The sequence below is a fragment of the Microbispora corallina genome (genome assembly GCF_016863035.1).
Lineage (GTDB): Bacteria > Actinomycetota > Actinomycetes > Streptosporangiales > Streptosporangiaceae > Microbispora > Microbispora corallina.
Genome location: NZ_BOOC01000013.1, coordinates 47,860 through 72,098 on the forward strand (window position 1 = coordinate 47,860; position 24,239 = coordinate 72,098).

General features: G+C 72.1%; 27 protein-coding genes and 1 tRNA gene. 14 read left to right on the forward strand and 14 right to left on the reverse strand.

The features are described 5' to 3' along the window. Position 1: 1 nt before the first annotated feature. The 4 genes from Mco01_RS15580 to Mco01_RS15595 are packed head-to-tail and all read right to left on the reverse strand — an operon-like array spanning position 2 to position 4,357. The gene (locus tag Mco01_RS15580) at positions 2-1,270 is read right to left on the reverse strand and encodes a beta-N-acetylhexosaminidase (protein ID WP_239103633.1); all 1,269 of its coding nucleotides are present in this window, start codon (positions 1,268-1,270) and stop codon (positions 2-4) included. Positions 1,271-1,279: 9 nt separating this feature from the next. Beyond that, positions 1,280-2,098 (reverse strand): carbohydrate ABC transporter permease, encoded by an 819-nt coding sequence (locus Mco01_RS15585; RefSeq protein WP_204057627.1) that lies wholly within the window; start codon positions 2,096-2,098, stop codon positions 1,280-1,282. Continuing rightward, a complete protein-coding gene (locus tag Mco01_RS15590) occupies positions 2,095-3,084 on the reverse strand; it encodes a carbohydrate ABC transporter permease (RefSeq protein WP_204057628.1) in 990 nt (329 codons plus the stop codon). The genes Mco01_RS15585 and Mco01_RS15590 overlap by 4 nt, the downstream gene beginning before the upstream one ends. A gap of 1 nt (position 3,085) precedes the next feature. Further along, entirely contained in the window at positions 3,086-4,357 is a 1,272-nt protein-coding gene (locus Mco01_RS15595) for an extracellular solute-binding protein (protein WP_204057629.1), read from the reverse strand. A gap of 142 nt (positions 4,358-4,499) precedes the next feature. Here Mco01_RS15595 and Mco01_RS15600 point away from each other — a divergent pair, with 142 nt between their 5' ends. After that, positions 4,500-5,228: a GntR family transcriptional regulator gene (locus Mco01_RS15600; RefSeq protein ID WP_204057630.1), complete on the forward strand. Its 729-nt coding sequence runs from the start codon at positions 4,500-4,502 to the stop codon at positions 5,226-5,228. An 87-nt stretch (positions 5,229-5,315) separates the two neighbouring features. On the opposite strand, the gene Mco01_RS15605 is transcribed toward Mco01_RS15600, so the two are convergent. Then, on the reverse strand, positions 5,316-6,110 hold the full coding sequence (locus Mco01_RS15605) for an SDR family NAD(P)-dependent oxidoreductase (protein ID WP_204057631.1): 795 nt from the start codon (positions 6,108-6,110) through the stop codon (positions 5,316-5,318). 91 nt (positions 6,111-6,201) lie between these two features. Between Mco01_RS15605 and Mco01_RS15610 the strand changes: the two genes are divergently transcribed. Both Mco01_RS15610 and Mco01_RS15615 read left to right on the forward strand, forming a co-directional pair. Further along, the gene (locus Mco01_RS15610; protein ID WP_204057632.1) at positions 6,202-6,852 is read left to right on the forward strand and encodes a hypothetical protein; all 651 of its coding nucleotides are present in this window, start codon (positions 6,202-6,204) and stop codon (positions 6,850-6,852) included. A gap of 142 nt (positions 6,853-6,994) precedes the next feature. Beyond that, positions 6,995-7,336: a hypothetical protein gene (locus tag Mco01_RS15615; RefSeq protein WP_204057633.1), complete on the forward strand. Its 342-nt coding sequence runs from the start codon at positions 6,995-6,997 to the stop codon at positions 7,334-7,336. 366 nt (positions 7,337-7,702) lie between these two features. On the opposite strand, the gene Mco01_RS15620 is transcribed toward Mco01_RS15615, so the two are convergent. Then, positions 7,703-7,776: transfer RNA gene (locus Mco01_RS15620), tRNA-Lys, on the reverse strand. 155 nt (positions 7,777-7,931) lie between these two features. On the opposite strand from Mco01_RS15620, the gene Mco01_RS15625 reads away from it, so the two are divergent. Then, positions 7,932-8,294 carry a PRC-barrel domain-containing protein gene (locus tag Mco01_RS15625; RefSeq protein ID WP_204057634.1) on the forward strand — a complete coding sequence of 121 codons (363 nt, stop codon included), beginning with the start codon at positions 7,932-7,934 and terminating at the stop codon, positions 8,292-8,294. A gap of 80 nt (positions 8,295-8,374) precedes the next feature. Here the strand turns inward: Mco01_RS15625 and Mco01_RS15630 are convergent, their stop codons facing one another. Beyond that, positions 8,375-8,971, reverse strand: coding sequence for a nucleotidyltransferase family protein (locus Mco01_RS15630; RefSeq protein ID WP_204057635.1), 597 nt, complete (start codon positions 8,969-8,971; stop codon positions 8,375-8,377). Positions 8,972-9,026: 55 nt separating this feature from the next. On the opposite strand from Mco01_RS15630, the gene Mco01_RS15635 reads away from it, so the two are divergent. Then, entirely contained in the window at positions 9,027-9,530 is a 504-nt protein-coding gene (locus Mco01_RS15635; RefSeq protein WP_204057636.1) for a DUF1360 domain-containing protein, read from the forward strand. Beyond that, positions 9,523-10,143, forward strand: a complete 621-nt coding sequence (locus tag Mco01_RS15640; RefSeq protein WP_204057637.1) for a DUF6328 family protein — start codon at positions 9,523-9,525, stop codon at positions 10,141-10,143. Before Mco01_RS15635 ends, Mco01_RS15640 begins: the two co-directional genes overlap by 8 nt. Positions 10,144-10,215: 72 nt before the next feature. Here Mco01_RS15640 and Mco01_RS15645 read toward each other — a convergent pair whose 3' ends face one another. Then, the gene (locus tag Mco01_RS15645; protein ID WP_204057638.1) at positions 10,216-11,175 is read right to left on the reverse strand and encodes an LLM class F420-dependent oxidoreductase; all 960 of its coding nucleotides are present in this window, start codon (positions 11,173-11,175) and stop codon (positions 10,216-10,218) included. Positions 11,176-11,295: 120 nt separating this feature from the next. Between Mco01_RS15645 and Mco01_RS15650 the strand changes: the two genes are divergently transcribed. Next, positions 11,296-11,445, forward strand: a complete 150-nt coding sequence (locus Mco01_RS15650) for a GPGG-motif small membrane protein (protein ID WP_167530303.1) — start codon at positions 11,296-11,298, stop codon at positions 11,443-11,445. A 109-nt stretch (positions 11,446-11,554) separates the two neighbouring features. Here the strand turns inward: Mco01_RS15650 and Mco01_RS15655 are convergent, their stop codons facing one another. From Mco01_RS15655 to Mco01_RS15665, 3 genes are all read right to left on the reverse strand, one after another. After that, positions 11,555-12,283 (reverse strand): metallophosphoesterase family protein, encoded by a 729-nt coding sequence (locus Mco01_RS15655; RefSeq protein ID WP_204057639.1) that lies wholly within the window; start codon positions 12,281-12,283, stop codon positions 11,555-11,557. After that, a complete protein-coding gene (locus Mco01_RS15660) occupies positions 12,280-12,525 on the reverse strand; it encodes a BON domain-containing protein (protein ID WP_036331450.1) in 246 nt (81 codons plus the stop codon). Before Mco01_RS15660 ends, Mco01_RS15655 begins: the two co-directional genes overlap by 4 nt. Positions 12,526-12,750: 225 nt before the next feature. Beyond that, on the reverse strand, positions 12,751-12,921 hold the full coding sequence (locus tag Mco01_RS15665) for a hypothetical protein (RefSeq protein ID WP_204057640.1): 171 nt from the start codon (positions 12,919-12,921) through the stop codon (positions 12,751-12,753). Between the two features lie 63 nt (positions 12,922-12,984). On the opposite strand from Mco01_RS15665, the gene Mco01_RS15670 reads away from it, so the two are divergent. After that, positions 12,985-14,193 (forward strand): glycosyltransferase, encoded by a 1,209-nt coding sequence (locus tag Mco01_RS15670; RefSeq protein ID WP_204057641.1) that lies wholly within the window; start codon positions 12,985-12,987, stop codon positions 14,191-14,193. A gap of 28 nt (positions 14,194-14,221) precedes the next feature. Further along, the gene (locus Mco01_RS39795) at positions 14,222-15,115 is read left to right on the forward strand and encodes a glycosyltransferase family 9 protein (protein WP_275410502.1); all 894 of its coding nucleotides are present in this window, start codon (positions 14,222-14,224) and stop codon (positions 15,113-15,115) included. A 54-nt stretch (positions 15,116-15,169) separates the two neighbouring features. Here the strand turns inward: Mco01_RS39795 and Mco01_RS15680 are convergent, their stop codons facing one another. Together Mco01_RS15680 and Mco01_RS15685 are read right to left on the reverse strand one after the other, a co-directional pair. Continuing rightward, entirely contained in the window at positions 15,170-16,318 is a 1,149-nt protein-coding gene (locus Mco01_RS15680) for a DNA topoisomerase IB (RefSeq protein ID WP_204057642.1), read from the reverse strand. Continuing rightward, positions 16,315-17,367, reverse strand: coding sequence for a glycosyltransferase family 9 protein (locus tag Mco01_RS15685; protein ID WP_204057815.1), 1,053 nt, complete (start codon positions 17,365-17,367; stop codon positions 16,315-16,317). The genes Mco01_RS15680 and Mco01_RS15685 overlap by 4 nt, the downstream gene beginning before the upstream one ends. A 200-nt stretch (positions 17,368-17,567) precedes the next feature. Between Mco01_RS15685 and rfaE2 the strand changes: the two genes are divergently transcribed. The 5 genes from rfaE2 to Mco01_RS15710 all read left to right on the forward strand — a co-directional run bounded on the left by rfaE2 (position 17,568) and on the right by Mco01_RS15710 (position 23,174). Continuing rightward, positions 17,568-19,013 carry a D-glycero-beta-D-manno-heptose 1-phosphate adenylyltransferase gene (gene rfaE2 / locus Mco01_RS15690; RefSeq protein ID WP_204057643.1) on the forward strand — a complete coding sequence of 482 codons (1,446 nt, stop codon included), beginning with the start codon at positions 17,568-17,570 and terminating at the stop codon, positions 19,011-19,013. Between the two features lie 10 nt (positions 19,014-19,023). Next, positions 19,024-19,272: a hypothetical protein gene (locus Mco01_RS15695; protein WP_204057644.1), complete on the forward strand. Its 249-nt coding sequence runs from the start codon at positions 19,024-19,026 to the stop codon at positions 19,270-19,272. Positions 19,273-19,282: 10 nt separating this feature from the next. Beyond that, positions 19,283-20,275, forward strand: a complete 993-nt coding sequence (locus tag Mco01_RS15700) for an SDR family oxidoreductase (RefSeq protein ID WP_204057816.1) — start codon at positions 19,283-19,285, stop codon at positions 20,273-20,275. A 151-nt stretch (positions 20,276-20,426) separates the two neighbouring features. Further along, a complete protein-coding gene (locus Mco01_RS15705) occupies positions 20,427-22,283 on the forward strand; it encodes a transketolase (protein WP_204057645.1) in 1,857 nt (618 codons plus the stop codon). A gap of 96 nt (positions 22,284-22,379) precedes the next feature. Next, a complete protein-coding gene (locus tag Mco01_RS15710) occupies positions 22,380-23,174 on the forward strand; it encodes a GntR family transcriptional regulator (protein ID WP_204057646.1) in 795 nt (264 codons plus the stop codon). Here Mco01_RS15710 and Mco01_RS15715 read toward each other — a convergent pair. Further along, positions 23,123-24,163 (reverse strand): Gfo/Idh/MocA family protein, encoded by a 1,041-nt coding sequence (locus Mco01_RS15715; protein WP_204057647.1) that lies wholly within the window; start codon positions 24,161-24,163, stop codon positions 23,123-23,125. The two genes, Mco01_RS15710 and Mco01_RS15715, sit on opposite strands and share 52 nt — an antisense overlap. Positions 24,164-24,239: the final 76 nt, after the last annotated feature.

Below are 24,239 nucleotides of genomic sequence, written 5' to 3' on the forward strand. Positions count from 1 at the left end.
GCTAGGGGATGACCGGTCCCTGCCTGACGCCGAGCCGCTCCAGGTGGGGGCCGAGCCTGCGCAGGAAGTCCGGGTAGTCGCCGGCCGTGCCCCACGCGACCTCGGAGAAGGCGCACAGCCGGGGGAAGGCCATGTACTCGACGTGCTCGGGCGTGGGCATGTACTCGGTCCACAGCTGGCACTGCACGCCGAGGATCCGGCCGGTCGCGCCCTCCGGCGCCGGGGGCGGCGCGAAGGCGTACGTGTCGGCGAGGGTGAGCATCCGGCCGTGCGGCCCGGGGGCGTCGGCCGGGTAGTCGAAGTAGGTGCTGGTGTGCGGCGCGAGCACGACGTCGAGGCCCTCCAGGGCGGCGCGGGGGCCGCTCTCGTCGTCGAGCCAGGTGATGGCCGTCGACCCGGGCGCGCCGTCGGGCTTCTCGTACCAGTGGACCGGCCGGCGTCCGCGGGAGGCGACGTGCTCGCCCAGCGTCGCGGTGAACCAGGCCCGCGCGGCGTCCGGGCCGGAGAGCCCGAGCTCGGCGATCCGCCGCAACGCCGCCTCGCTGCGCTCCCACTCGGTGGGCGGGCACTCGTCGCCTCCGAGGTGGACGTACCGGCCGGGGAACAGGTCCATGACCTCGTCGAGGACGTCGCGGCAGAAGGCGATCGTGGCCTCCTCCAGGTTGAGTATGTGCTCGCTCACCCCCCACCCGTCCCAGACGGGCAGCCGTCGGGACGGCTGGTTGCCGAGCCAGGGGTAGGCCGCGATCGCCGCCTGGGCGTGCCCGGGCACGTCGATCTCCGGGACGACCGTGACGAACCGGTCGGCGGCGTACGAGACGATCTCCCTGATGTCCTCCTGCGTGTAGTGCTCACCGCTGACCTCGGTGAGCCGCCGATAGCGCTTGATCTCCAGGCGCCACCCCTGGTCGTCGGTCAGGTGCAGGTGCAGGGTGTTCAGGCGGTGGAGGGCGATCAGGTCGACGAGCCGCAGCACGAACTCCTTGGGCATGAAGTGCCGGGCGACGTCGAGCATCACCCCCCGCCAGGGGTGGGCGGGCCGGTCCTCGATCCGGCAGCAGGGCGCCTGCGGGCCGAGCCGCGCGAGCGTCTGGAGGGCGTAGTAGCGTCCCGCCGGACCGCCGGCCGCGACCTCGGCCCCCGTGGGCGTGACGTCGAGCCGGTAGCCCTCGGGGCCGAGGGACGGGTCATCGGGTGTGTGCCGTACGAGGTCGTCGTGGAGCGTGACGGAACCCCCGAGCACGGCCAGCTCACGTGGCCGCGGAATCATCACGTCAGGTCATCCCTTCACCGCGCCCGCGATCATCCCGGAGGTGACGCGGCGCTGGAGGACGAGGAACACGAGCAGCACGGGAAGCATGAAGAGCGTGGCGGCGGCCATGGTGGCGCCCCAGTCGGTGCCGAAGACGTTGCTGAAGGTGGACAGCCAGATGGGCAGGGTCCGGTCCCCCTGGTCCTTGATGATGAGGGCGTTGGCGAAGGCGAACTCGTTCCAGGCCGTGATGAACCCGAACAGGGAGGTCGACATCAGGCCGGGCGCGAGCAGCGGCAGCACGACCCTGCGGAAGGCGGCGGCCCGGCCGCAGCCGTCCATCAGCGCCGCCTCCTCCAGCTCGGGCGGGATCGCCGCGATGAAGCCCCGCAGCGTCACGATCGTGAACGGCAGCGTGGTGACGAAGTAGACGAGGGTGAGGGTGGACAGCCGGTCGAGCATGTCGGCGTCGCGGGCGATGATGTACACCGGCACGAGCAGCGCCGACCAGGGCGCGGTCTGCGCCACGAACACCATGAGGATGAAGCCGCGCCGCCCCCGCCAGCGCATCCGCGCCACCGCGAACGCCGCGAGCAGCGCCACGGCCAGCGCGAGCAGCACGGCGCTCACGGTGACGGTGAGGCTGTTGCGCCAGAACGCCCAGAACCCGGCGGCCCGTACAGCGGTGGCGAAGTGGTCGAGGGTCGGCCGGGCCGGCCAGAGGCTCGGGGTCTCGGACAGGATGTCGACGGTCGGTGTGAAGGCGGTCGCCGCCATCCAGTAGACCGGGAAGACCGACACCACCAGGACCGCGAGCGCCGCGAGGTTCAGCGTCACGCGCCTCATGCCTGCTCCCCCTCGTGCCGGAACATGCGCCGCAGGTGCACGACGAGGACGGCCAGCAGGATCAGCACGGTCAGCGTCGAGACGGCCGAGCCCAGGTCGTACTTGTGCAGTGACTGCGCGATCAGGAACGCGTGGACCGGCAGCGTGGTCGTGGCGTCGTCCGGGCCGCCCCGGCTGATCGCCCAGATCTGGGCGAAGCAGGTGAAGACCCAGATGATCTCCAGAGACGTGATCAGCCCGAACAACGGGCGCAGGATGGGGAAGGTGACCCGGGCGAACACCTGCCGGGCGCTCGCCCCGTCGATCCTGGCGGCCTCGTACAGCTCGGCCGGGATGGTCGTCAGCCCGGCGTACAGCGTCAGCGCGGCGAACGGGACCGACTGCCACACCACGAGCGCCACGAGGATCGCGAACGTCGCCGTGCCGTCGGCGAACCACGTGTAGTCCTCGAACGAGCCGAGCCCGAGCCGGACGAGCAGCCAGTTCACCACGCCCAGCCGCGACTGGAAGAGCCACTGGAAGATCGTCGTCGCGGCCAGGACCGGGGTGGCCCAGGTGAGCACCATCCCGCTCATCACCGCGAGCCGCATCCGCCGCCCGAGGTGCGGCAGCATCAGCGCGACCCCGGTGCCGATCAGCATGATCAGCGCGACGTTCACGGCCGTCCACACGAACGTCCGGCGGACCACGCTCCAGAACTCGGGGCCGCCCAGCACCTCCGCGTAGTTGGCCAGGCCGACGAACTCGGCCCCGCCGCGGATGAGCTCGCCCAGCCGGAAGTGCTGGACGGAGATCACCAGGCTGCGGGCGAACGGGTAGACGAGCAGGCAGGCGAAGCCCGCCACGGCGGGCGCGACCAGCAGGTACGGCCAGAGCGCCCCCGCCGCGCGGCGGGCCGCCGTACGGCGGGGCCGGGGGCCCGCGGCGCGCGGAGGGGCGGCGAGCCGCTCCCGCGCGCCGGCCGGGCGCGACTCGGTGCTCACCATCTCAGGACTTGGTGTTGAGAATGGCGGTGATGACGTCGGAGGCCGCCTTGCCCTCGGTCGCGGGGTCGCCGCCGGTCAGCACCGTGGTCATGTACTCCTTGATGACGTTCTTGGCCTCGACGGCCGCCCAGTTGGCCGAGTTGGGCGTGGCGTGCCCGTTGGCCGCGCCGGCCGCCATGGCCGCGGTCGCCTCGTTGCCGCTCAGGACCGAGGCGAACGAGGTCCGGTTGGGGACGTAGCTCATCTCCTTGGCCATGTCGGTCTGGAACTTCTCGCCGGCCAGCGCCTTGACCACCTCGTACGCCTCGTCCGGGTGTCGCGACGCCTCGGGGATGATCAGGTCGGAGCCGCCCGTGAACACCGCGCCCGGCCGGTCGGCCGTCTTGCCGGGGATCGGGAAGAAGCCGAGTTTGCCCTTGAGCGCCGGGTTGGCCTTCTCGATCGCCGCCGCGCCGCCGGGCGCCGAGATGAGCTGGGCCACGTCGCCCTTGCCGAAGACGTCGGCCTGCGGAGGCTTGGCCTCGTCGGAGTCCTTGGGCCCCTTCCCGAGCGCCTGCAGCCTCCGGTAGAACTCGATGCCGGCGACCGCCTGCGGCGTGTCGAGCGCGCCCCGCCACCGGTCGCCCTCCTTGACCGCGAGGTCGCCGCCCTCGTCCCAGACGAACCCGGCCAGCGTGTACCAGTTCTGCCCCGGCAGGTAGATGCCCTGGACGCCGCCCTTGTCGAGCTTCGCCGTGTCCTCGATCCACTCGTCCCTGGTCTTCGGCGGCGCGTCGATCCCGGCCTTCGCGAACAGGTCCTTGTTGTAGATGACCACGCGGTTGGCGGCGTACCAGGGGATGCCGTACTGGTGGCCGTCGATCTTGCCGGGCTCGGCGAGGCCCGGCAGCCAGTCGGAGCCGCCGAGGTCGGCCACCTTGTCGGTGAGGTCCCTGACGCCGCCGCTCGACGCGTACTCCGCGACCTGGGTGTTGCCGACCTCGATCACATCGGGGGCGTCCTTGCTGGCCAGGGCGCTGGTCACCTTCTGGCCGATGCCGTCCCACTCCTGGATCTGGATGTCGAGGCGCACGCCGGGGTGCGCGGTCTGGAAGTCCGTCCTGAAGCGGTCGACGACGCCGTCGGAGAGGCTGTCGCGCATGAACCAGACGGTGAGCGTGGTGGGGCTCGCGCTCCCCGACGCCTGTGGCTGGGACGTGGACCCGCAACCGGTGAGGCCGGCGGCGAGCCCGAGGGTGAGCGCGGCCGCCGTGGCGGGGAGGCGGTACCTCATGGATTCTCCCACTGGTCAGTTATTGGTAACTTCTTGAGAGGAGAGTGGTCTTAACCAGTAGAGGTGTCAAGAGGGTCCTAGACCCCGATTTGCCTGGGTATTCGGCAGGGCAACTGGTTAGATAACTGGTAAGGTCTCAGACGTGCAGAGACTTCCAACGGGGCTGAAGCGCGATCGGGTGAGAGACGTCCTGCTCGACCTCATCGCCGACAAGGAGCCCGGCACGGCGATCCCCTCGGAGCGGGACCTGTCCCGGGAGCTCGGCGTGTCGCGTCCGACGCTGCGCGCCGCGATCGACGGGCTCGTACGGCAGGGCATGCTGGTGCGGGAGCACGGCCGGGGCACGTTCACCGGACGTCGCAAGGTCACCCAGCCCCTCGCCGCCGGCAGCAGTTCCTTCCACGCCCCGGCGGCCGAGGGTCACTGGCTCAGCCGCATCCTGGAGTTCGACTCGGCCCCCGCGACGGCGCGGCTCGCCCACCGGCTGCAGGTCTCCCCCGCCGACCCGGTCCTGCGGGTCGTACGGCTCCGGGTGGTGGACGACGAGCCCATGGCCATCGAGCGCATCCACCTGCCGCACCGGCTGGTGGCCGGCCTGGATCCGGACGACATGGTGTCGGGCTCCTTCTACCAGTTCCTCCGGACGCGCTTCGGCGTGGACGTCCGCAGCGCCACCCAGAGCATCGAGCCGACCGTGACCGACGAGACCGAGGCCGCGCTGCTCGGGGTGCCCCAGCACGCCCCCGCGCTGCTGATCGAGCGCACCACGCGCGACGCCGGCGGCCGCGTCGTCGAGTTCACCCGCTCGATCTACCGCGGCGACCGCTACCGCATCACCTCCGAGCTCCGCTTCGACGACACCTCGGGCTGAGGAAACCGACGTCGCCGCCCACAGCCGCCGAGCCCGCGACGATCCCCCTGACCCGGGCCCCGGCACCGCCGCAGGCCGGGCCGCCGGTCAGGGGACGATGAAGTCGACGTAGCCGCCGTCGACGCGGAGGGCGCCACCGGTGGTGGCCGACGCGAGGTCGGAGGCGAGGTAGACGACCATGTTGGCGATCTCCTCGGGCTCGATGAGCCGCTGGATCAGGGAGCCCGGCCGGTGGACGCGCATGAACTCCACCTGCGCCCGTTCCCAGGGCAGGTCGTCGCCGACGAGATCGCGGACGAAGTCCTCCACGCCCTCGGTATGCGTCGGGCCCGCGATCACGGCGTTGACCGTCACGCCGGTGCCCGCCAGGGCCTTGGCGTACCCGCGCGAGACGCCCAGCAGCGCCGTCTTCGTCACGCCGTAGTGGACCATCTCCTCGGGGATCACCACGGCCGAGTCGCTGGCCATGAACTGCACCCGCCCCCACCCGCGGTCACGCATGCCCGGGAGGTAGTGCCGGGCGAGACGGATCGCGGACATCACGTTGACGTCCCAGTAGCGCTGCCAGGTGTCGTCGTCGACCTCCAGCACGGGCCGAGGCGCGAAGATCCCCAAATTGTTGACGAGCACGTCGACGGCGGGCAGTTCCTCGAACAGATCGGCGGCCCCTTCGGCCGTGGACACGTCCGCGGCGACGCCCTCGATCCGCGCCCCCGGCACCTCCTTCCGCAGCTCGCCCACGACGGCGTCCACCCGTCCGGCGTCCCGGCCGTTGATCGTGGTCGTCGCGCCGGCGGCGGCGAGCCTCGCCGCGATCACCCGGCCGATCCCCTGGGTCGAGCCGCTGACGAAGGCCGTGCGTCCGGTGAGATCGATGTTCATGAGGCGGGACCTACCCGCTGAGGCTTCTCCATCGCGATCACTTGGGATATAAGCCACTTAAGACCGAAATTGCTCTTCATCGCGAGGTCACGTGAAGCACCTTCTCCGGCTTCTCGCAGCTCAGACGCTCTCCGCCCTCCTCCTCCTGACCTTCGTGGCGGCCCCGGCCCGGGCCGACACGATCGAGACCGACGCCCAGCTCGCCGCCGAGTGGCAGCTGGCCTGGGACTTCTACAAGTTCTACGAGATCGGCACCGCACCCCTGCCGTACACGGGACGCAGCCGCGTCGAGCGGGACATCTCGATCGACATCGACGCGCCGCGGGACCACGTCTTCGCGGTGTACTCGAACTTCGCCAACCACATCGGCCGGCACTCGTTCCTCCAGCGGGTCGTCACCCACAAGGACTGGACCGAGAGCGGCGTCCACTACATCAACTTCACGGCCATCGAGGACATCCCGGTGGTGGCGGGCGTCCCGGTCACCACCAAGACCCACGGGCAGCAGCGCATCCACCCGGACGGCTACTACTACGAGACCGACACCTGGACGCTGCCCAACGTCGTCACCCACCAGAAGATCGTCTTCTACGACCTCGGGGACGGGCGGACCCGCGTGACCGAGCATCTCGCGTTCGAGGCGAGCATCCTGCTCATCGACTTCACCGTGACGAACGGCGTCTCCTCCCACCAGGAGACCCAGCAGGGGCTCAAGGAGGCCATCGAAAGCGGCGAACTCTGACCGATCCCCGCCCAGCCACTCCGAGCAGAGCGCGGACGGCCACCGGCGTGATCCCCTTGGCCCAGGGGATCACGCCGGTCGGGCCAGAGCCCAATGTGCACCCAGGCTGCGGACAGGAGCTTCTTTCGATAAGACTTGAGGCATGAACCGCCGTGACAGCATGCCCTCGCGATGGTCCACGGGCGCCTCGGCACTGCCCGAACAGTTGAACGATCTTGCCGGCCCCGCCGCCGGCATGGTGCGGTTGCCGCCGGATCTCGCCTGGTCGGGGCGCACGCTATTCGACCTCGGTGATCCCGGGCAGTTGTACCTCTGCTACATGACGGTGCTGACGGCGGCCATCAAGCGCGAGCATTACACACGCTGGCTCAATGCCGATCTGCTGATGACCGAGTGGGAGCACCTCCGTCTCCCCCGTCCGCTGCGGCGGCTGTGGCATGAGCGTTTCCCGGAACTGGCAACCGCATATGCCCACCCCGCTTGAGGGCGATCACGCCCTTCTGATGGAGATCGCCCTCCCTGTCTGCGACATGTACGGCTTGGTCCTCGCAGGTGGTCACGCGATGAGAGCGCACGGACTGGTCACCAGGCCCTCCGATGACGTCGACTTCGCGACGGCCAGCGGCGCCCCCATGGCGTCGTCACTATGGCCCGCCGGGTCCTGGACGAGGACTTCATTCCGGCGCACTCCCGGCGCCTGACCGGCGGCCCTGCTCCGGCGCGCCGGCATATTCGGTGGCAGGACGGTGGGGCCCGGCCTGGCCGTGAAGGCCTGGCACGCGGGGGACACGGAGAAACAGCCTTGGGACACGAAGAAGCCCCGGGCGATAGCCCGGGGCTTCTCGGCAGGTGCGCCGCCAGGGACTCGAACCCCGGACCCGCTGATTAAGAGTCAGCTGCTCTAACCAACTGAGCTAGCGGCGCATGACCCCCACCAGATTAGCGCCACTTCGCCCCCACTCGCGCCACTCTTAGGGGCCAGAGGGACATATGGGACTAATGGGATGATCCTTACGTGCAGAAGACGTTTCCGCCCGCGTCGCCGGGTAGGGGTCGAGGTGACGAAGGGAGTGAGAACCATGACACCGGATCTGTGGTCGTACCCCTCGAGCGTGTACGACACCAGTCGGAACCTGGACGTGGTCGGTTACGACGTCCAGGCCACGGACGGAAAGATCGGGTCGGTGGACGAAGCGACCTACGACGCCAGCCAGAGCTACATCGTCGTGGACACCGGTCCCTGGATCTTCGGCAAGAAGGTCATGCTGCCCGCGAGCGTGGTCACGCAGATCGACCCCGAGGAGCGGAAGGTCTTCGTGAGCCGGACCAAGCAGGAGATCAAGAACGCGCCCGAGTTCGACGAGGCCGCGTTCAAGGAGTCGGACTACCGCGACCGCCTCGGCGAGTACTACGGTCGCTTCCCCTACACCGGCAGCCTGTAGGCCGCCGGCCCGAGAACGAGAGGAGCCGCACCCCTTCGGGGGTGCGGCTCCTCCCCTGTGCGGGGACGACGCGGCGCAGGTCAGGGCCAGCGCACGTCCGGCGCGGGAGTCGTCGGAGCGATGACGCGGAGACGTTCCAGCAGCGTGATGAACGTCGACGCGTACGGCGACGGGGCGACGACCGAGGCCACCTTGTCCCAGTCGACCTGCTCCCGCATGGCGCGGACCACCGGCAGCAGGCCGCCGTAGTCGCAAGCGTGCTCGGACAGCGGAAGGATCCACGAGATCACCAGGTCGGTGGCCTCGAGGACCGGGAGGCTGAGCGCGGCCGTGTTGATGGACTCCGATCGCGCGATCATGGCCTCGGTCACGGGCCTGTCGGCGAGAGAGAAGATCAGATCGACCAGGACGCCCTCCTCGTCGAAAGCTTTGACCAGCCAGTCCTCCGGGGGCTTCGCGGTGCGGAAGCCCATGTTCTCCAGGGTCTTGAGGGCGAGCGGGACGTCTTCCTCGACAAGGGCGAAGTCGACGTCGTGCAGTGAAGGCGCGGCGCCCCTCGCGTAGCCTGCGCAGCCTCCGGCCAGGGCGAAACGGACCCCGGCCTCCTTCAGGCCCGCTCCGGCGCGCTTGAGCGTCTCTAGGATCGCGTCGGTGACGGCGTGACTGTGACTACCCACTCACGTCGCTTGCCCCGCCATGTTCGCCGCAAACAATCGCGGGTAAAGCGGCTGCATGACCGAGAGCCTCAAGGAAATCCAGCGTGAATACGCCGGTGAGGAGCGCCGCCCCCTGGCGTCGTACGCGCGGGTGCTCGCCGTGTACGGCGGCGCCGTCTCCGTCCTGCTGGCCGCCGGCCGTTTGACGGGCCGCCGGCCGCCGGAGCGGATCAGCCCGATGGACCTGGCGCTGATGGGACTGTTCACGCACCGGCTCTCCCGGACTCTGGCGAAGGACAGCGTCACGAGCCCCATCCGGGCGCCCTTCACCCGGTACGCGGGGGTGTCGGGGCCGGCGGAGCTGAAGGAGGAGGTCCGCGGCTCCGGCTGGAAGCACGCCCTGGGCGAGCTGCTGACCTGCCCGTTCTGCCTGGCTCAGTGGGTGGCGACCGGATACGCCGCCGGCATGGTGTTCGCTCCCCGGGTGACGCGGATGGCCGGCACGACGATGGCCGCCGTGGCGATCTCCGACTGGCTCCAGCTTGCCTACGGCCGGCTGATGAAGGCCGCCAATGGGTGAGCCGCCGGACGACTCCCACCTGCCTGGCAACCCCGAGGAGAACCGGAAGGAACGGGTCGACCGCGAGCTCGGCGAGCTCCTGCAGGGCCTGCGGGTCGCCGCCACCGGCGTCCAGGTCCTGTTCGCGTTCCTCCTGACGCTGCCGTTCTCGGCCGGGTTCGAGAAGGTGGACCAGACGGTCCGCTGGATGTTCTACGTGGCCGTGCTGGCCGCGGCCGTGGCGTCCATCTGCCTGATCGCGCCGGCCACACAGCACCGCATCCTGTTCCGCTCGGGCCTGAAGGAGGTCATGCTGCACCGGGCCAACCGGCTCGGCGTGGCCGGCGGGGCCGCCCTGGCGATCTCGATGACGTTCGCGACCGGGCTCGTCGTCGAGGCGCTGGCCGGCGCCTGGCCCGCCGCGCTCGTGGCGGCGGTCGTCGCCGGGCTGAGCGGGTGGCTCTGGTTCGTCCAGCCGCTGCTGTCGCTGCGCGCGGCCGGCACCCGGACGGACGGCACGCCCCGGCCGAGGTCGGCGGGCGCCGCGAACGCCCCGGCCGGGCCGAACTCCCCGGACGCGGCGAAAGCCCCTGACGCGCCGGACACCGGCGACGACCGCCTCACCCGCGCGTGACGCGGCGGCCGGGCCGCCGCCGGCACCCCCTGCGGCCGGCTGGAAGCGCACACGCAGCCGGCCGCGTGAGGCTCAGCCGTTCTTGAGCCGCGGCAGGATCTCCGAGGAGTAGAACGAGAAGAACCCGTCCTGCTCGGGGCCGATCTGCGACACGTAGACCTCGTCGTAGCCCGCGTCCACGTACTGCCGGATCGCCTCCAGGTGCGTCTGCGGATCGGGGCCGCAGGGGACGGACGCGGTGGCCGTCTCCTCGGTGACCAGCTGCGACAGCTGCTCGAAGTGCCGGGGCAGCGGCAGGAGCTGGTGGGCCTCCCCCGGGATGGCGTCGGTGGGCCACAGCCGGTGGACAGTCCTGCGGGCGTCGGCGGCGTCGGCGGCCCAGCAGACCTTGAATCCGCCCGCCGCCGGCTTGCCCTCGCCGCCGGCCTTGTGGAACGCCTCGATGAGGCTCGCCTCCGGGGCGGTCGAGACGTACCCGTCGCCGAGGCGCCCGGCGAGGTCGATGGCCTTGGGCCCGAAGCCGGAGATGTAGATGGGCGGCGGCTCGGCGGGCAGCGAGTAGATCCGGGCCGTGTCGACCTCGTAGAACTCGCCGTGGTACGTCACCAGCTCGCCGGTCCACAGCTCCCGGATGACGTGGAGGGCCTCCTCCAGCATGGCCTGGCGCTCCTCGGCCGGAGGCCACGCGTCCCCGAGGATGTGCTCGTTGAGCGCCTCGCCCGTGCCCACCCCCAAGCGGAAACGGCCGTCCAGCAGGATCTGGGACGTCGCCGCCGCCTGGGCGATGACCGCCGGGTGGATGCGGATGAGCGGACAGGTCACGGCCGTCGTCACGGGCAGCGACACGGCCTCCGACAGCGCGCCGATGACCGACCAGACGAACCCGCTCTGCCCCTGCTCGTCCAGCCAGGGATGGTAATGGTCGGAGATCCAGAGGGCGTCGAACCCCGCCTGCTCGGCCAGCTTGGCCTGCCGGACCAGTTCCCTGGGGTCGTGCTCCTCGCTCGACAGGAAGTATCCGAACGTGGTCATGCCACGTCCCTGCCCGGATCCGGTAATGCAAACGCCATGGACACCGGATTCGACGGCAAATTCGATGGCGCGTGATGCTCGATGATGTTACGAGCCCTTTTGTCAGGGCAGTGGAGGGCCATGGCTACTCTGCTTTGGATCATCGCCGTGGTACTGGTGATCGCCGGGATCTACGTCATCCTGGCCCGTCGGGACATCCTCTGGGGGATCGTCCTCATCGTTCTCGGGTTCCTCGTCGGCCCGGGGGGCGTCAGCATCTTCAATCCCTAGCCACCTCGCACTAGCGGTACAGGACGGCGGCCGGCCTCTCGGGGCCGGCCGCCGTCCTGTCCGGAGACGGGCCGTCGCCCGCCGCCGGATGCGGCACGGCGGCGGACGGTCAGCAGTAGTCGCCGTCGAGGCAGTAGACGGTGTACGCGTGCTTGATGACCGGCAACGCGACGTTGCGCACGCGGATGCCGCCGGGGGTGACGCCCTTCTCTGTGCCCGCGTGGGCGTGCCCGTGGACGAACAGGTCGGCGCCCTCGGAGTCGGCCGCCTCGGCGAGGAGATAGCTGCCGAGGAAGGGGTAGATCTCCGGCGGCTCGCCCATCAGCGTGTCCTTGACCGGCGAGTAGTGGCTCAGCACGATCTTGTGGTCGGCCTCCAGGTCCTTCAGCGCCCACCGCCAGCGCTCGGCGATCTCACGGGTGTGCCGGACGAACGCCTTGGTCTCCGGCTCGCCGAACTCGCTGGCGCACTTGCCGGCGAACCCGCCGCCGAAGCCCTTGCCGCCCGCCACCCCGAGCCGTACGCCGTCGACGGGCAGCACGGCGGCCTCGTCGTCGAGCACGATGATCCCGGCGTCCCGCAGGATGGAGATGATGTCCCGGTCGTGGTCGGAGTGGTAGTCGTGGTTGCCCAGCACGGCGACGACGGGGATCTGCAGGTCGCGCAGCTCGTCGGCGACGACCCGGCCCTCCTCCACCGTGCCGTGCCTGGTCAAGTCACCGCCGACCAGCAGAACGTCCGCGCGGCGCTCGATGCCCTCGAGCTTCTTTCGATAGTGACCGCGCAGGTCCTCGCCCAGATGGATGTCCGCCACGGCGGCGATCCTCAGCTCCCTCACAGGTGCTCCTCCTCCCCCGGCTCCCTCACCTCGACAAGAGTGATCTCGTTGTGGACCCGCAGCCCGGGCGCCGCCTCCCGCGCGACGTCCTCGATCTGGTGCCGCCGCTCCTCGCAGGAGACCTGGCCGCGCAGGTACACCTGCTCCCCGCGCACGTCCACGCGGATGCCCAGCTCGTTGGTCCTGTCGTCCTCCGCCAGCGCCCGCTGCACACGGGCCGCGACATAGTGCGGCGTCTCCATGGCTTCCCCCTCGATGCTGTACGGATAGCGCTGCCCGGCGCTTTCCTGACGAAACCAGTGGTTTGGCGGCGGCAGCCCTGGATATGGTGAATGAAGTTCCTGGTGCCTAAGACGCAGGTACCTCCTTGGCGTGAGCATGCCGTGTTGGAGGACCGTCTTGGGAACGGGTCACTCGCTCTCCCCTCGCCCTGACCGCAGTGTCAGCGGCAGCGGGTCCGCCCGTCTTCACACGCCCACGGCCTCCGGCCACGCCGCCTTCCCGCCCCACGGGGGCCGCGCCCGCGCCGACGCCGGCCGCACCGCCTCCGCCACCTCCGGCCGTACCGCCTCCATCGGCGCCGCCGCCCGGAGCGAGCTGTCGCGGGCCGCTCCCCTCCGCCCGTCCACCGGGCTCATTCACCTGGACTCCCTGACCCCCGAGCCGGGTACTCGCCACTGCCGCTCACGGAGGAACCCCCAGTGAAGATCGCCATGGTCTCGGAGCACGCCAGCCCGCTCGCCACGCTCGGAGGTGTGGACGCCGGCGGCCAGAACGTGCACGTCGCGGCCCTCGCCCGCGCGCTCGCCGAGCTCGGTCACGAGGTGACCGTCTACACCCGCAGGGACCGTGAGGACCTGCCCGAATCCGTCGGCTTCTGCCCCGGCGTGACCGTCGTCCACGTGCCCGCGGGCCCCGCCGCCGAGATCCCCAAGGACGAGATCCTCCCCTGGGTCCCCCAGTTCGGGAAGTGGCTGCACGACCGGTGGCTGTTCGACCGCCCCGACATCGTGCACAGCCACTTCTGGATGAGCGGCCTGGCCGCCCTGTCCGCCGCGGAGCGCCTGCGCATCCCGGTCGTGCACACCTACCACGCGCTCGGCAGCGTCAAGCGCCGCCACCAGGGCCCCGCGGACACCAGCCCGCGTGAGCGCGTCGAGGCGGAGGCAGACATCGGCCGCCGGGCCGACGCCGTCATCGCCACCTGCTGCGACGAGATCGACGAGCTGATCCGGATGCGGGTGCCCCGCCGGGTCACCCGGGTCGTCCCCTGCGGCGTGGACACCTCCGTCTTCCACCCGCACGTCGAGCCGCTGGAACGGCCCGAGCGGCCGCGGCTGCTGTCGGTCGGCCGTCTCGTGCCGCGCAAGGGCGTCGACACCACGATCCGGGCGCTCCAGTACCTGAAGGACGCCGAACTCGTCATCGCCGGCGGCCCGGCGGCGGCCGAGCTCCACCACGACCCCGAGGTCACCCGGCTCCGCTGGCTCGCCGCGCAGGCCGGGGTGGCCGACCGGGTGAGCTTCCTCGGCCGGGTCGGCCGCGACACCCTGCCCGCGCTCATGCGCTCGGCGAGCGCCGTCGTCTCGGTGCCGTGGTACGAGCCGTTCGGGATGGTGACGCTGGAGGCCATGGCCAGCGGCGTGCCCGTCGTCGCCACCGCCGTCGGCGGCCAGAAGGAGACCGTGGTCAACAACGTGACCGGCGTCCTGGTGCCGCCGCGCAAGCCCGTCGTGCTGGCCAGGGCCCTGCGCAGGCTCCTGGACGACCCGGTCCGCCGCACGGCGTACGGCATCGCGGGGGCCGACCGGGCCCGGGCGCGGTACGGCTGGACCCGGATCGCGGCCGAGACCCTCGCCGCCTACGAACGGGTGCTGTCGGCCCGCCAGCTGGAGAGGAGCGCCTCCTGATGCGACACGCCCGACGCGGGGAGCGCTCATGGCGGTGACGGCGCTCGTCCTCCGCTCCCATGGCATGGAGGGCCTGCTCACGGCCGTGCCCGCGCTGCGCGGCCTGCGGCGCGGAGGGCTGCGGGTCGTGCTCGCCTGCCCGCCCGAGCTGAGCGAGCTCGCGGCGCTGACCGGGGCCGTGGACCGGCTGCTGCCGGCCCGCGGCCTCACGCCGCTCGCCTGGCCGGGACCGGGGGAGGACGAGGCCCTCCACCCGCTCCTGCCGGAGATCGCGGTGAATCTGCACGGCCGGGGGCCGCAGAGCCACCGCGTCCTGCTGGACCTCGGGCCGCGCCGCCTGTGGGCGTACGCGCACGAGGCGGTCCCGCGCGTCGCCGGCCCGCGGTGGGACCCGTCCGAGCCCGGCGTGCAGCGGTGGTGCCGCCTCGTCCAGTGGTACGGCGTGCCGGCCGACCCGGACGACCTGCGGCTGCCCACCCCGATGGTGGCGAGCCCGGCGCCCGGGGCGGTCGTCATCCATCCCGGGGCCGGCGAGACCACTCTGCGCTGGCCACCCGACCGCTTCGCGACGGTCGCCAGGACGCTGGCGGACGAGGGCCTGCCGGTCGTCGTCACGGGCAGCCGGCGGGAGCGGCCGATGGCGCTGCTGGTCGCCACACGGGCCGTGCTCCCGCCGCAGATCGTGCTGGCCGGCCGGACGTCACTGCGCGAGCTGTGCGCGCTGGTGGCGGGGGCGCGACTGGTGATCGGCGCCGACCCGGGCATGGCCCGGCTCGCCATGTCGTACGGCACTCCGTCGGTCACCGTGTCGGCGCCGGACGGGCGGCGGCACCGGCTGCTCCATGAGACCCCGGGCGGCGGGCTCCCGGCGGACGACGTCATCCGGGCCGCCTTCGCCGCCCTCGGCGCCGGCGTCCGCTGACCGCGTCCCCGCCGTCGTGTCACTGCCGGCCGGCGAGCGGCGCCGTCGTGGCTCCTACCGGCCGCGAGCGGTGTGCCCGGACGCCTTCCGGCCCGACGCCCGGCGGCTCGGGGCCTTCCGCCTGGGCCGCTTCGCCGCCTGCCCGGCCTCCTGCGGCGCGGCGCGGCGCCGGGGCGGACGGGCCCGCCGGCCCGGACCGGACGACGCGCGGCGGAGCAGGTCGATGACGGCCCGCTCGACCGGACCGTGCGTGGCCAGCCCGCCCGGGCCGTCCTCGCCGAGCCGCTCCAGCGGGATCGTCCTGCCCTTCTCGTACAGCTCGATCACCCGGGGGTCGACGTACGAGGCGCGGGCGACGGCGGGCGTGTTGCCGAGGTATTCGGAGACCTCCCGCATGACCCTCGCCACGGCCCTCTTGCGCCCGGCCGCGCTGCTGACCGGCCGGCTCACCGCGAGCCCCACGGCGGCCAGGACGGTCGCGTGCCACGTGCGGAAGTCCTTGGCGGACACCTCGGTGCCCACGACCTCCTTGAGGTAGGCGTTGATGTCCGAGCTGCGCACGTCGACCCAGCCGCGGTCGCCGCGGTAGCGCAGCAGCTCGCCCCTCCGGCCGGAGGTCAGAGCGGTGAGCACGGAGCACACGTCGCTGTCGGACAGCACCAGCTCCCGCTCCTTGCGGCCCTTCGCGAGGTAGCGGCACACGACCTCGCCGTTCCGGCATCTGACGTGGGAGGTGCGCAGGGTGGCCAGGCCGTAGGAGTCGGTGTACTCCTCGCCGCCCACCCGGAAGAAGCCGATGTCGAGCATGCGGGCGGCCGTGGCGAGCACCCGCTCCCGGCTGAGCTCGTCGCCTTTCAGGTCCTCGGCGACCCGCTCCCGGAACTCCGGCAGCCGCTCGGCCAGCTCCAGCACGTGATCGAACTTGGCCTGGTCCTGCTGCCGCCGCCACAGGTCGTGGTAGCGGTACTGGCGGCGGCCGGCCGAGTCGGTGCCCACGGCCTGCAGGTGGCCGTCGGGAGACCCGCAGATCCACACGTCCGTCCAGGCCGGCGGGATCGCGAGCGACCGGATCCGGCGCAGGGTGACCGGGTCCTTGACCGGCCGCCCGGAGGCCCAGGTGTAGCTGAAGCCGCGCCCGCGCCGCAGGCGCCGGATCCCCGGCTCGTTCGGGTCGCTGGCGCGCAGCGTCTCCACGTCGGTCATCGGAGCAGGTCCACGGCCTGTTCGAGCACGTCGTCCACGGTCACGTCCCCTACCCAGGAAACGTCGTCATGCCCGCAGTCCCGCATGCCGAACGTCGTGCCGTCCGAGCCGCAGACCGGGCAGTGGGGCGTCCAGGAGACGAGCGGCCGGTGGATGCCCCGGGTGAGCGGCCCCCAGTTGACGAGGTTTCCGCACCAGTAGACGGCGACGGTGGGCGTGCCGGTCGCCGCCGCGAGGTGGCGCGGCCCGGTGTCGTTGGCCACGAGCAGGTCGCACGCGGCGTACAGCGCGGTGAGCCCGCCGAGGGACAGCTGCCCGACCACGGGCCGGGCCGGCCGGGTCATGGTCGCGACCACCTTCTCGACGACGTCGCGCTCGTCCTCGGTCCCGGTGACCACCACGGGCCGGTCGAGCCGGTCGGCGACCTCCGCGAACCGCTCCGGCGGCCACCGCCTGCGAGGGTCCCCGGCTCCGGGGTGGACGGCGACGAGCCCGCGCGGCAGCCGTCCGAGGGTCTTCCTGAGCTCGGCCCAGTCCTCCCTGATCACCGCGACCTTCGGCTCGATGTCGGTCGTGGCGGCCCCCAGCAGCCCGGCCACCTCGAGGTAGCGCAGGGTCTCGTGCTGGTAGTAGACGTACGGCACCCAGCGGTCGAGCGGCGCGGCGTCGGGGGTGCGCAGGCCCGCGGTGAGCCGGGCGCCGAGGCTGCGGATGAACGGGTTGGAGTTGCGGCCGCCGCCGTGCATCTGGACGGCCAGGTCGAAGCGGCGCCCGCGCAGGTCCTCGTACAGCGTCTCGGGGGCGGCGGAGCCGTCCGGCGGGGAGGACACGCCCGCTATGGGCGGCAGGGCCACCACCTCGTCGACCGGGCCGGGCCGGTTCCGCAGGAACCTGACGTGCCACTCGCGTCCGAGCAGGGTGAGCTTCGCGGCGGGGTAGGCCCTCTTCAGCGCCTCCATCGCCGGCAGGGCGAGCAGCAGGTCGCCGAGAGCGTTGGCCCTCAACACGGCGATCCGCTCGACCCCCTCGACGAGGAGCGCGGTGGTCATGGGCACGAGCCGTCTCCGCGTCCTCGCTTCGTCGTCACGCCCATCGGCAACCCCCTGTCGTCGTCGCGGGTCCGGCTCCCACCGGGCCACGTTCACGCGGAGCGACCCCCTGGCTACCCTCTCACGCGCCGCCCAAACCGACCGACGGTGCTGGTCGCGCCCCTTGTTTCTCCTGCGGCAGCGGGGGTAGCCGCCCAGGTATGACGGAAGAGACGCTCAACCGTTTCGGTGATGTCACTGCCGTCGTCGTCGGGGACGTGATGCTCGACTCGTGGCTGCGGGGTCGCAGTAGGCGGATGGCGCAGGAGGCCCCCGTACCCGTGGTCACCGTCGAGCAGACCGAGGAGCAGCCCGGTGGCGCGGCCAACACGGCGGCGAACCTGGCCGCCCTCGGCGCCCGCGTCCACATGGTGGGCGTGACCGGGGCGGATTCCGCCGGGGCCACTCTGACCGCCGCCCTCGGGCGGCTCGGCATCGACGGGCTGATCACGGTCCGCGGCCGGCGCACCGCGGTCAAGCGGCGCGTCCTGACGGACGGCCAGATCGTGGCCCGGTACGACGAGGAGGACGACGCTCCCCTGCCGGAGGCGGCGGAGCGCGAGCTGATCGACCGGATCGCCCGCCTGGCCGCGGCCGCCGACGTCATCGTGGCCTGCGACTACGCGGGCGGCGTCTGCACCCCCGCCGTACGGCGGGCCCTGTGCGACCTGAGCGCCGGGCGCGGCGACGGCTCCCGCGGCGCCCCGATGCTGATCGTGGACGCCCACGACGTGGGCCCCTGGCGGGACTGCCTGCCGAAGGCCGTGCTGCCCAACTACGCCGAGGTCCAGCGGCTGCTCGGCGAGACGGGCGACCACGACCGCATCGGCTTCCTGACCTCGCGATCGGCACGGCTGCTCGAGGCCACGTGCGCCGAGCTCGTGGTGACCACCCTCGACGGGCAGGGCACCCTGCTCCACCGCCGGGGACGCGAGCCCCACCGGACCCACGCGACGCCGGTGTCCGACGCGATGAGCATCGGCGCGGGCGACACCTTCACCGCCGCGTTCGCGCTGAGCCTGGCCGCCGGCGCGCCCCCGGAGGAGGCCGCGGACGTCGCCCAGGCCGCCGCGGGCGTGGTCGTCCGCCGTCCGGGGACGGGCGTCTGCACGAGCGAGGACCTGCAGCAGGCGCTGCGGCCCGACGCCGCCCTGCCGTACGACCGGCTGGCGGCGTTCGTCGAGCGCCACCGGCGGGAGGGCAGGCGGATCGTCTTCACCAACGGCTGCTTCGACGTCCTGCACCGCGGCCACGTCGCGTGCCTGGAGGAGGCGGCCAGGCTCGGCGACGTGCTGATCGTCGCCGTCAACAGCGACGCCGGGGTGGCCCGGCTCAAGGGACCGGAGCGTCCCATCAACCGGTGCGAGGACCGGGTGGCCGTGCTCGCGGCGCTGGGCTGCGTCGACCACATCGCCGTGTTCGACGAGGACAGCCCGGTGGAGCTGCTGCGGCTGGTGTGCCCGGACGTGTACGTCAAGGGTGGCGACTACCACCCCGACCTGCTGCCGGAGGCGGATCTCGTCAGGGAGCTGGGCGGCGAGGTGCGGGTGCTGGGATACGTGCCGGACCGGTCCACGACCGCGATAGTCAACCGGATACGAGGGTAGGGGGCGCCTCATGACTGAGGAACAACGATCGCCGACGGGCAAGCCGATGGTGCCGGCGACGCCGGTGGATGTGATCCGCATCCGCATCGCGTCGTTCGTACTGGTCTTCTGTGTGGCCGTGGGCGTGCTGTCGGCCGTGGCCCGCCTGTGGTGGCTGACCGCGATCGTCGGGATCGTCGTTGTGATCACCGCCCTGTTCATGGCGTTCGCCGTACGGCGGCAGCGCTCGCTGGGCGGCGGTCCGGAATCGAGAGGATGACGAGGTGAGCCTGACTGACAAGGTCGTGGTGGTGACCGGGGCGAGCGGCGGGGTGGGACGCGCCGTCGTCCGCCAGCTCGGGAGCGAGGGCGCGCGGGTCGCGCTCATCGCGCGCGGTGAGGCCGGCCTGGCCGGAGCGGCCGTGGACGTGGGCGTCGAGGGCGGGACGGCCAAGGTCTTCGCCGCGGACGTCGCCGACTACGACCAGGTGCGGCAGGCCGCCCAGCAGGTCGAGGCCGAGATCGGCCCGATCGACGTGTGGATCAACATCGCCTTCACGACGGTCTTCGCGCCGTTCATGGAGATCACCCCCGAGGAGTACGAGCGGACCACCCGGGTGACGTACCTGGGGTACGTCTGGGGCACCCGCGTCGCGCTGGAGATGATGAAGCAGCGCGACCGCGGCGTGATCGTGCAGGCCGGCTCCGCCCTGGCCTACCGGTCGATCCCGCTGCAGTCGGCGTACTGCGGGGCCAAGCACGCGATCAGCGGCTTCACCGAGGCCGTGCGGACCGAGCTGCTCGCCGAGGACTCCGGAATCAAGATCACCATGGTTCAGCTTCCGGCGCTCAACACCCCGCAGTTCGACTGGGGCCTGAACCGGATGCGGCGCCACCCCCAGCCGGTGCCGCCCATCTACCAGCCGGAGGTGGCCGCCCGGGCGCTGGTCTTCGCGGCCGCGCACCCGGAGCGCAAGGAGTACTGGGTCGGCGCCACGACGGCCGCGACCATCATGGCGCAGCGCGTCGCGCCGGCCCTGCTCGACCGCTACCTGGCCAGGAGCGGCGTGAAGTCGCAGCTCGACGACGACAAGGCGCCCACGGGGGTGTCCAACCTGTGGGAGCCGGCCGACCGCGACCACGACTACGGCGCCCACGGCAGCTTCGACGACCGGTCGCACGGGCGCAGCCTCCAGCTGTGGCTCTCGCAGCACCGGCGGCTGGTGACGGTCGCGGGGCTGGGGCTGGCCGCCGCGGCGGGGCTGGGCCTGCGCCGCCGATGACGCCCGAGACACCGGCGAGCGCGACGTAGCGCGCCTCTATCGCCGCTGACCCCGAGCCCGACACATGGGGCCTCGTACGCCGGCGACGACGAGCGCGACATACCGGGCCTTTGCCGCGATATGAATCACCCGCGCGGGGTAGTCGATGGCGATGGACGAGCATGACTACCGCTTCCTGTGCGAACTCGCGGCCCAGCTCCGGGTGGATTCGGTGCGCGCCTCGGCGTCGGCCGGCTCGGGGCACCCGACGTCCTCGTTGTCGGCGGCCGAGCTCATGGCCGTGCTGCTCGCCCGTCATCTGCGGCTGGACGCCGGCGACCCGGCCAACCCGGCCAACGACCACCTCGTCTTCTCGAAGGGCCACGCCTCGCCGCTGCTGTACGCCATGCTCAAGGCGGCGGGCGTGGTCACCGACGAGGAGCTGCTGACGTTCCGCGGGCGCGGGCGGCGCCTGGAGGGGCACCCCACTCCCCGCGTGCCGTTCGTCGACGTGGCGACCGGCTCGCTCGGGTTCGGGCTGCCCGTGGGCGTCGGGCTCGCCCTGACCGGCCGCAAGCTTGACCGCCTGCCGTACCACGTCTGGGTGCTGTGCGGGGACGGCGAGCTGGCCGAGGGGTCGATGTGGGAGGCGTTCGAGCACGCCGGGCACGAGGGCCTGGCCAACCTCACCGCGATCGTCGACGTGAACCGCCTGGGCCAGCGGGGCCCCACCCGGCACGGCTGGGACCTCGCGGCGTACGCCCGGCGCATCGGCGCGTTCGGCTGGCACACGATCGAGATCGACGGCCACGACCCCGGGCAGATCGACTACGCCCTCTCCGACGCCCGTGCCACCCGGCGGCGCCCTACCGCGATCATCGCCCGTACGTGCAAGGGCTTCGGGGTGCCGGCCGTGGAGGACCGCGAGGGCAAGCACGGCAAGCCGCTCGACGACCCCGAGCAGGCCGTCGCGGAGCTCGGCGGCCCGCGCCGGCTGACCGTCCAGGTGAACCCCCCGACCATCGCGGGCACCCCGTACGCCTTCGGCGCCGGCTCCCTGGAGCTCCCGGAGTACCGGGTGGGCGAGCGGGTCGCCACGCGGACGGCGTTCGGCGCGGCGCTCGCGGCCCTGGGCACGGCCGACGGCGCGGTCGTCGCGCTCGACGGGGAGGTGGCCGACTCCACGAAGCTGGACGCCTTCGCCGAGGCCCACCCGGAGCGGTTCTTCGAGTGCCACATCGCCGAGCAGCAGATGACGGCGGCCGCGATCGGCATGCAGGCCCGGGGCTGGAAGCCGTACGCCGCCTCCTTCGCGGCGTTCCTCACCAGGGCGTACGACTTCGTCAGGATGGCGGCCGTGAGCCGGGCGGACATCTGCCTGGTGGGGTCGCACGGCGGGGTCTCGATCGGCGAGGACGGGCCGTCCCAGATGGGCCTGGAGGACCTGGCCGCCTTCCGCGCGATCCACGGCAGCACGGTGCTCTACCCCTGCGACGCCAACCAGACCGCGCGGCTGGTGGCGGACACGGCCGGGCTGAAGGGCGTGCGCTACCTGCGCACCACCCGCGGCGAGACCCCGGTCGTCTACGGCCCGGGCGAGCGGTTCCCGGTGGGCGGCTGCAAGGTCCTGCGGACCGGGGGCCACGCGACCGTGGTGGCGGCGGGCGTCACGGTCCACGAGGCCCTCGCCGCCGCGGACCTGCTGGAGGAGGACGGCGTCTCGATCACCGTCATCGACGCGTACTCGGTCAAGCCCCTGGACTCCGAGGAACTGCGGACCATGGCCACGGCCACCGGCCGGGTCGTCACAGTCGAGGACCACCGGCCCGAGGGCGGGCTCGGCGACGCCGTGCTCGCGGCGCTGGCAGGCGCCCCCGTCCCCGTCGTGAAGCTCGGCGTGTCGGAGATGCCCGGCTCGGCCACCTCGCAGGAGCAGTTGGAGGACGCCGGCATCGACCGCGGGGCGATCCGCCGTGCCGTACTCGACATGATCCGCCACAGCGCCCCCGTCGGCGGTCTGATCGCCTGACGGCGTCCCTCTGGCATAATCCGGTATGCAGTGGTCTTCTGTTCATCCCATGCCGAGGCGGTCCCGTTGGTGCTCGCGTCCGGAGCGGCCGGACCCTTGAACCCCGATGCGCCGGAGCCTCTCTGGGCGCAGGTGGCCGACCACGTCAGGCGTCAGGTGGCGGAGGGGTCGCTCGCACCCGGCGCCCGGCTCGCGCCGGAGCGCGAGCTGTGCCTGGACCTCGGCGTCAGCAGGGTGACCCTGCGCCGCGCGCTCGGCCGTCTCGTCGAAGAGGGCGTGCTCACCGCCTCGCACGGCCGTGGGTGGTACGTGGGCACGGCGGCCAAGACCGACTGGCCCAACTCCCTGGAGTCCTTCTCCGAGACCGCTGCCCGCAAGGGCCTGGCCCCGGCCTCCCGCGTGCTGCGGGCCGACGTCCACCCCGCCACGCTCGACGAGGCCGACCTGCTGATGGTGGCGGCCGGGGCGCCGCTGTTCCACCTGGAGCGCGTACGGCTGCTCGACGGCGGGACGGTGGGGCTCGACTACACGCGGGTGCCGCTCGCGGTCGCCCCCGGGCTGCCCGATGCCGACTTCGCGACGCGGTCCCTGTTCGAGGTGCTCACCGAGGCGGGCCGGGAGCCCTCCCGGGCCGACACCACGATCGAGGCCGGGCCCGCCGACGCCAGGGTGGCCGGCCTGCTGGAGGTCGAGACCGGCGCCCCGCTGCTGGTGATGACCGAGATCGTGGTCGACGCCGCCGACACGCGGCTGTTCCACTCCCGCCTGCACTACCGGGGGGACCGCTACCGTCTGCGCACGAGCTTCGCGCGTGGCGCCGGCGGCGGCCCCCGGCCCGATCAGAGCGCCGGCTCGACCGGCTCCCAGACGCCGGACTTCATCGAGCGGTAGCAGGCGTCGATCACGGCGTTGACGACGTAGCCGTCCTCGAAGGTCTCCGAGGGGGCCAGCCCGGCGGCGAACCGCTCGGCGAAGTGGCGCATCTCCTGGGAGAACCCGTACGCCCTGGCCTCCTCGGGCACGGGATGGACCCAGCCGGTCTCCGCGTCGGCCTTCTCCACCAGGTATCCGGCGGGGTTCTGGACGAACCCCCAGACGGGCGTGGAGCCCGTGTCGGTGATCAGGCGGCCCTCGGTGCCGACGATCTCGTGGCGCAGGTGCATGCCGCCGCGCTCGGTCCAGGACGACTCGACGGTCGCGACCCTGCCGTTGGCGAACTTCAGCAGGGCGATCGCGTTGTCCTCGCCGGTCGTCCTGTCGCCGTGCACCAGCGTGGCTCCCCAGGCGAAGACCTCGACGATCGGCACGTCCTTGCCGAAGAACAGCCGGGCCGTCTCGACGGTATGGCACCCCATGTCGAGCAGCGCGCCGCCGCCCGCCGTCCCGGCGTCCCAGAAGTGCGGGGCGTGCGGCCCCGAATGCGCCTCCCTGGCCCGCATCGACAGCACCTCGCCGATCGCGCCCGCACCGACCATGTCGTACGCCTTGGCGATGTTCGGCGAGAAGACCGAGCTCTCGGCGTACCCATGCCACACGTCCGCCTCGCGCACGATCCGCAGCATCTCGGCGGCCTCGGCCGCGGTGCGGGCGAGCGGCTTGGTGCAGACGACCCCCTTGCCTGCGGCCGCCGCGATCCGCACGGCCTCCAGGTGGGCCTCGTTCGGCAGGGCGATCACCACGAGATCGACCTCCGGGTCGCGGCAGAGGTCCTCCATCGTGCCGTGGGTGCGGGCGACCGGTCCCCACGTCTCGGCGAAGCGGGCCGCCCGGGCGGGGTCGCGCGAGAAGTTCGCCACGAGCCTGGCGTCGCGCACGTCGCGCAGGCCGTCGGCGTAGGTGTCGGCGATGAATCCCGACCCGAGAAGTCCGATCCCGATCACGAGCGGTCTCCTTCCGGCGCCATCGGCGCTTGTCATGATGAGAGGCCGATTGTATCTTCTGGATCTAATTGGTATG

Bases quoted from the DNA above. Each gene is read 5' to 3' on its own strand.
- Mco01_RS15580 (WP_239103633.1), bottom strand. From the start codon at position 1,270: ATGATTCCGCGGCCACGTGAGCTGGCCGTGCTCGGGGGTTCCGTCACG.
- Mco01_RS15585 (WP_204057627.1), bottom strand. From the start codon at position 2,098: ATGAGGCGCGTGACGCTGAACCTCGCGGCGCTCGCGGTCCTGGTGGTG.
- Mco01_RS15590 (WP_204057628.1), bottom strand. From the start codon at position 3,084: ATGGTGAGCACCGAGTCGCGCCCGGCCGGCGCGCGGGAGCGGCTCGCC.
- Mco01_RS15595 (WP_204057629.1), bottom strand. From the start codon at position 4,357: ATGAGGTACCGCCTCCCCGCCACGGCGGCCGCGCTCACCCTCGGGCTC.
- Mco01_RS15605 (WP_204057631.1), bottom strand. From the start codon at position 6,110: ATGAACATCGATCTCACCGGACGCACGGCCTTCGTCAGCGGCTCGACC.
- Mco01_RS15615 (WP_204057633.1), top strand. From the start codon at position 6,995: ATGAACCGCCGTGACAGCATGCCCTCGCGATGGTCCACGGGCGCCTCG.
- Mco01_RS15625 (WP_204057634.1), top strand. From the start codon at position 7,932: ATGACACCGGATCTGTGGTCGTACCCCTCGAGCGTGTACGACACCAGT.
- Mco01_RS15635 (WP_204057636.1), top strand. From the start codon at position 9,027: ATGACCGAGAGCCTCAAGGAAATCCAGCGTGAATACGCCGGTGAGGAG.
- Mco01_RS15640 (WP_204057637.1), top strand. From the start codon at position 9,523: ATGGGTGAGCCGCCGGACGACTCCCACCTGCCTGGCAACCCCGAGGAG.
- Mco01_RS15645 (WP_204057638.1), bottom strand. From the start codon at position 11,175: ATGACCACGTTCGGATACTTCCTGTCGAGCGAGGAGCACGACCCCAGG.
- Mco01_RS15650 (WP_167530303.1), top strand. From the start codon at position 11,296: ATGGCTACTCTGCTTTGGATCATCGCCGTGGTACTGGTGATCGCCGGG.
- Mco01_RS15660 (WP_036331450.1), bottom strand. From the start codon at position 12,525: ATGGAGACGCCGCACTATGTCGCGGCCCGTGTGCAGCGGGCGCTGGCG.
- Mco01_RS15665 (WP_204057640.1), bottom strand. From the start codon at position 12,921: ATGAGCCCGGTGGACGGGCGGAGGGGAGCGGCCCGCGACAGCTCGCTC.
- Mco01_RS39795 (WP_275410502.1), top strand. From the start codon at position 14,222: ATGGCGGTGACGGCGCTCGTCCTCCGCTCCCATGGCATGGAGGGCCTG.
- Mco01_RS15680 (WP_204057642.1), bottom strand. From the start codon at position 16,318: ATGACCGACGTGGAGACGCTGCGCGCCAGCGACCCGAACGAGCCGGGG.
- Mco01_RS15685 (WP_204057815.1), bottom strand. From the start codon at position 17,367: ATGACCACCGCGCTCCTCGTCGAGGGGGTCGAGCGGATCGCCGTGTTG.
- rfaE2 (WP_204057643.1), top strand. From the start codon at position 17,568: ATGACGGAAGAGACGCTCAACCGTTTCGGTGATGTCACTGCCGTCGTC.
- Mco01_RS15695 (WP_204057644.1), top strand. From the start codon at position 19,024: ATGACTGAGGAACAACGATCGCCGACGGGCAAGCCGATGGTGCCGGCG.
- Mco01_RS15705 (WP_204057645.1), top strand. From the start codon at position 20,427: ATGGACGAGCATGACTACCGCTTCCTGTGCGAACTCGCGGCCCAGCTC.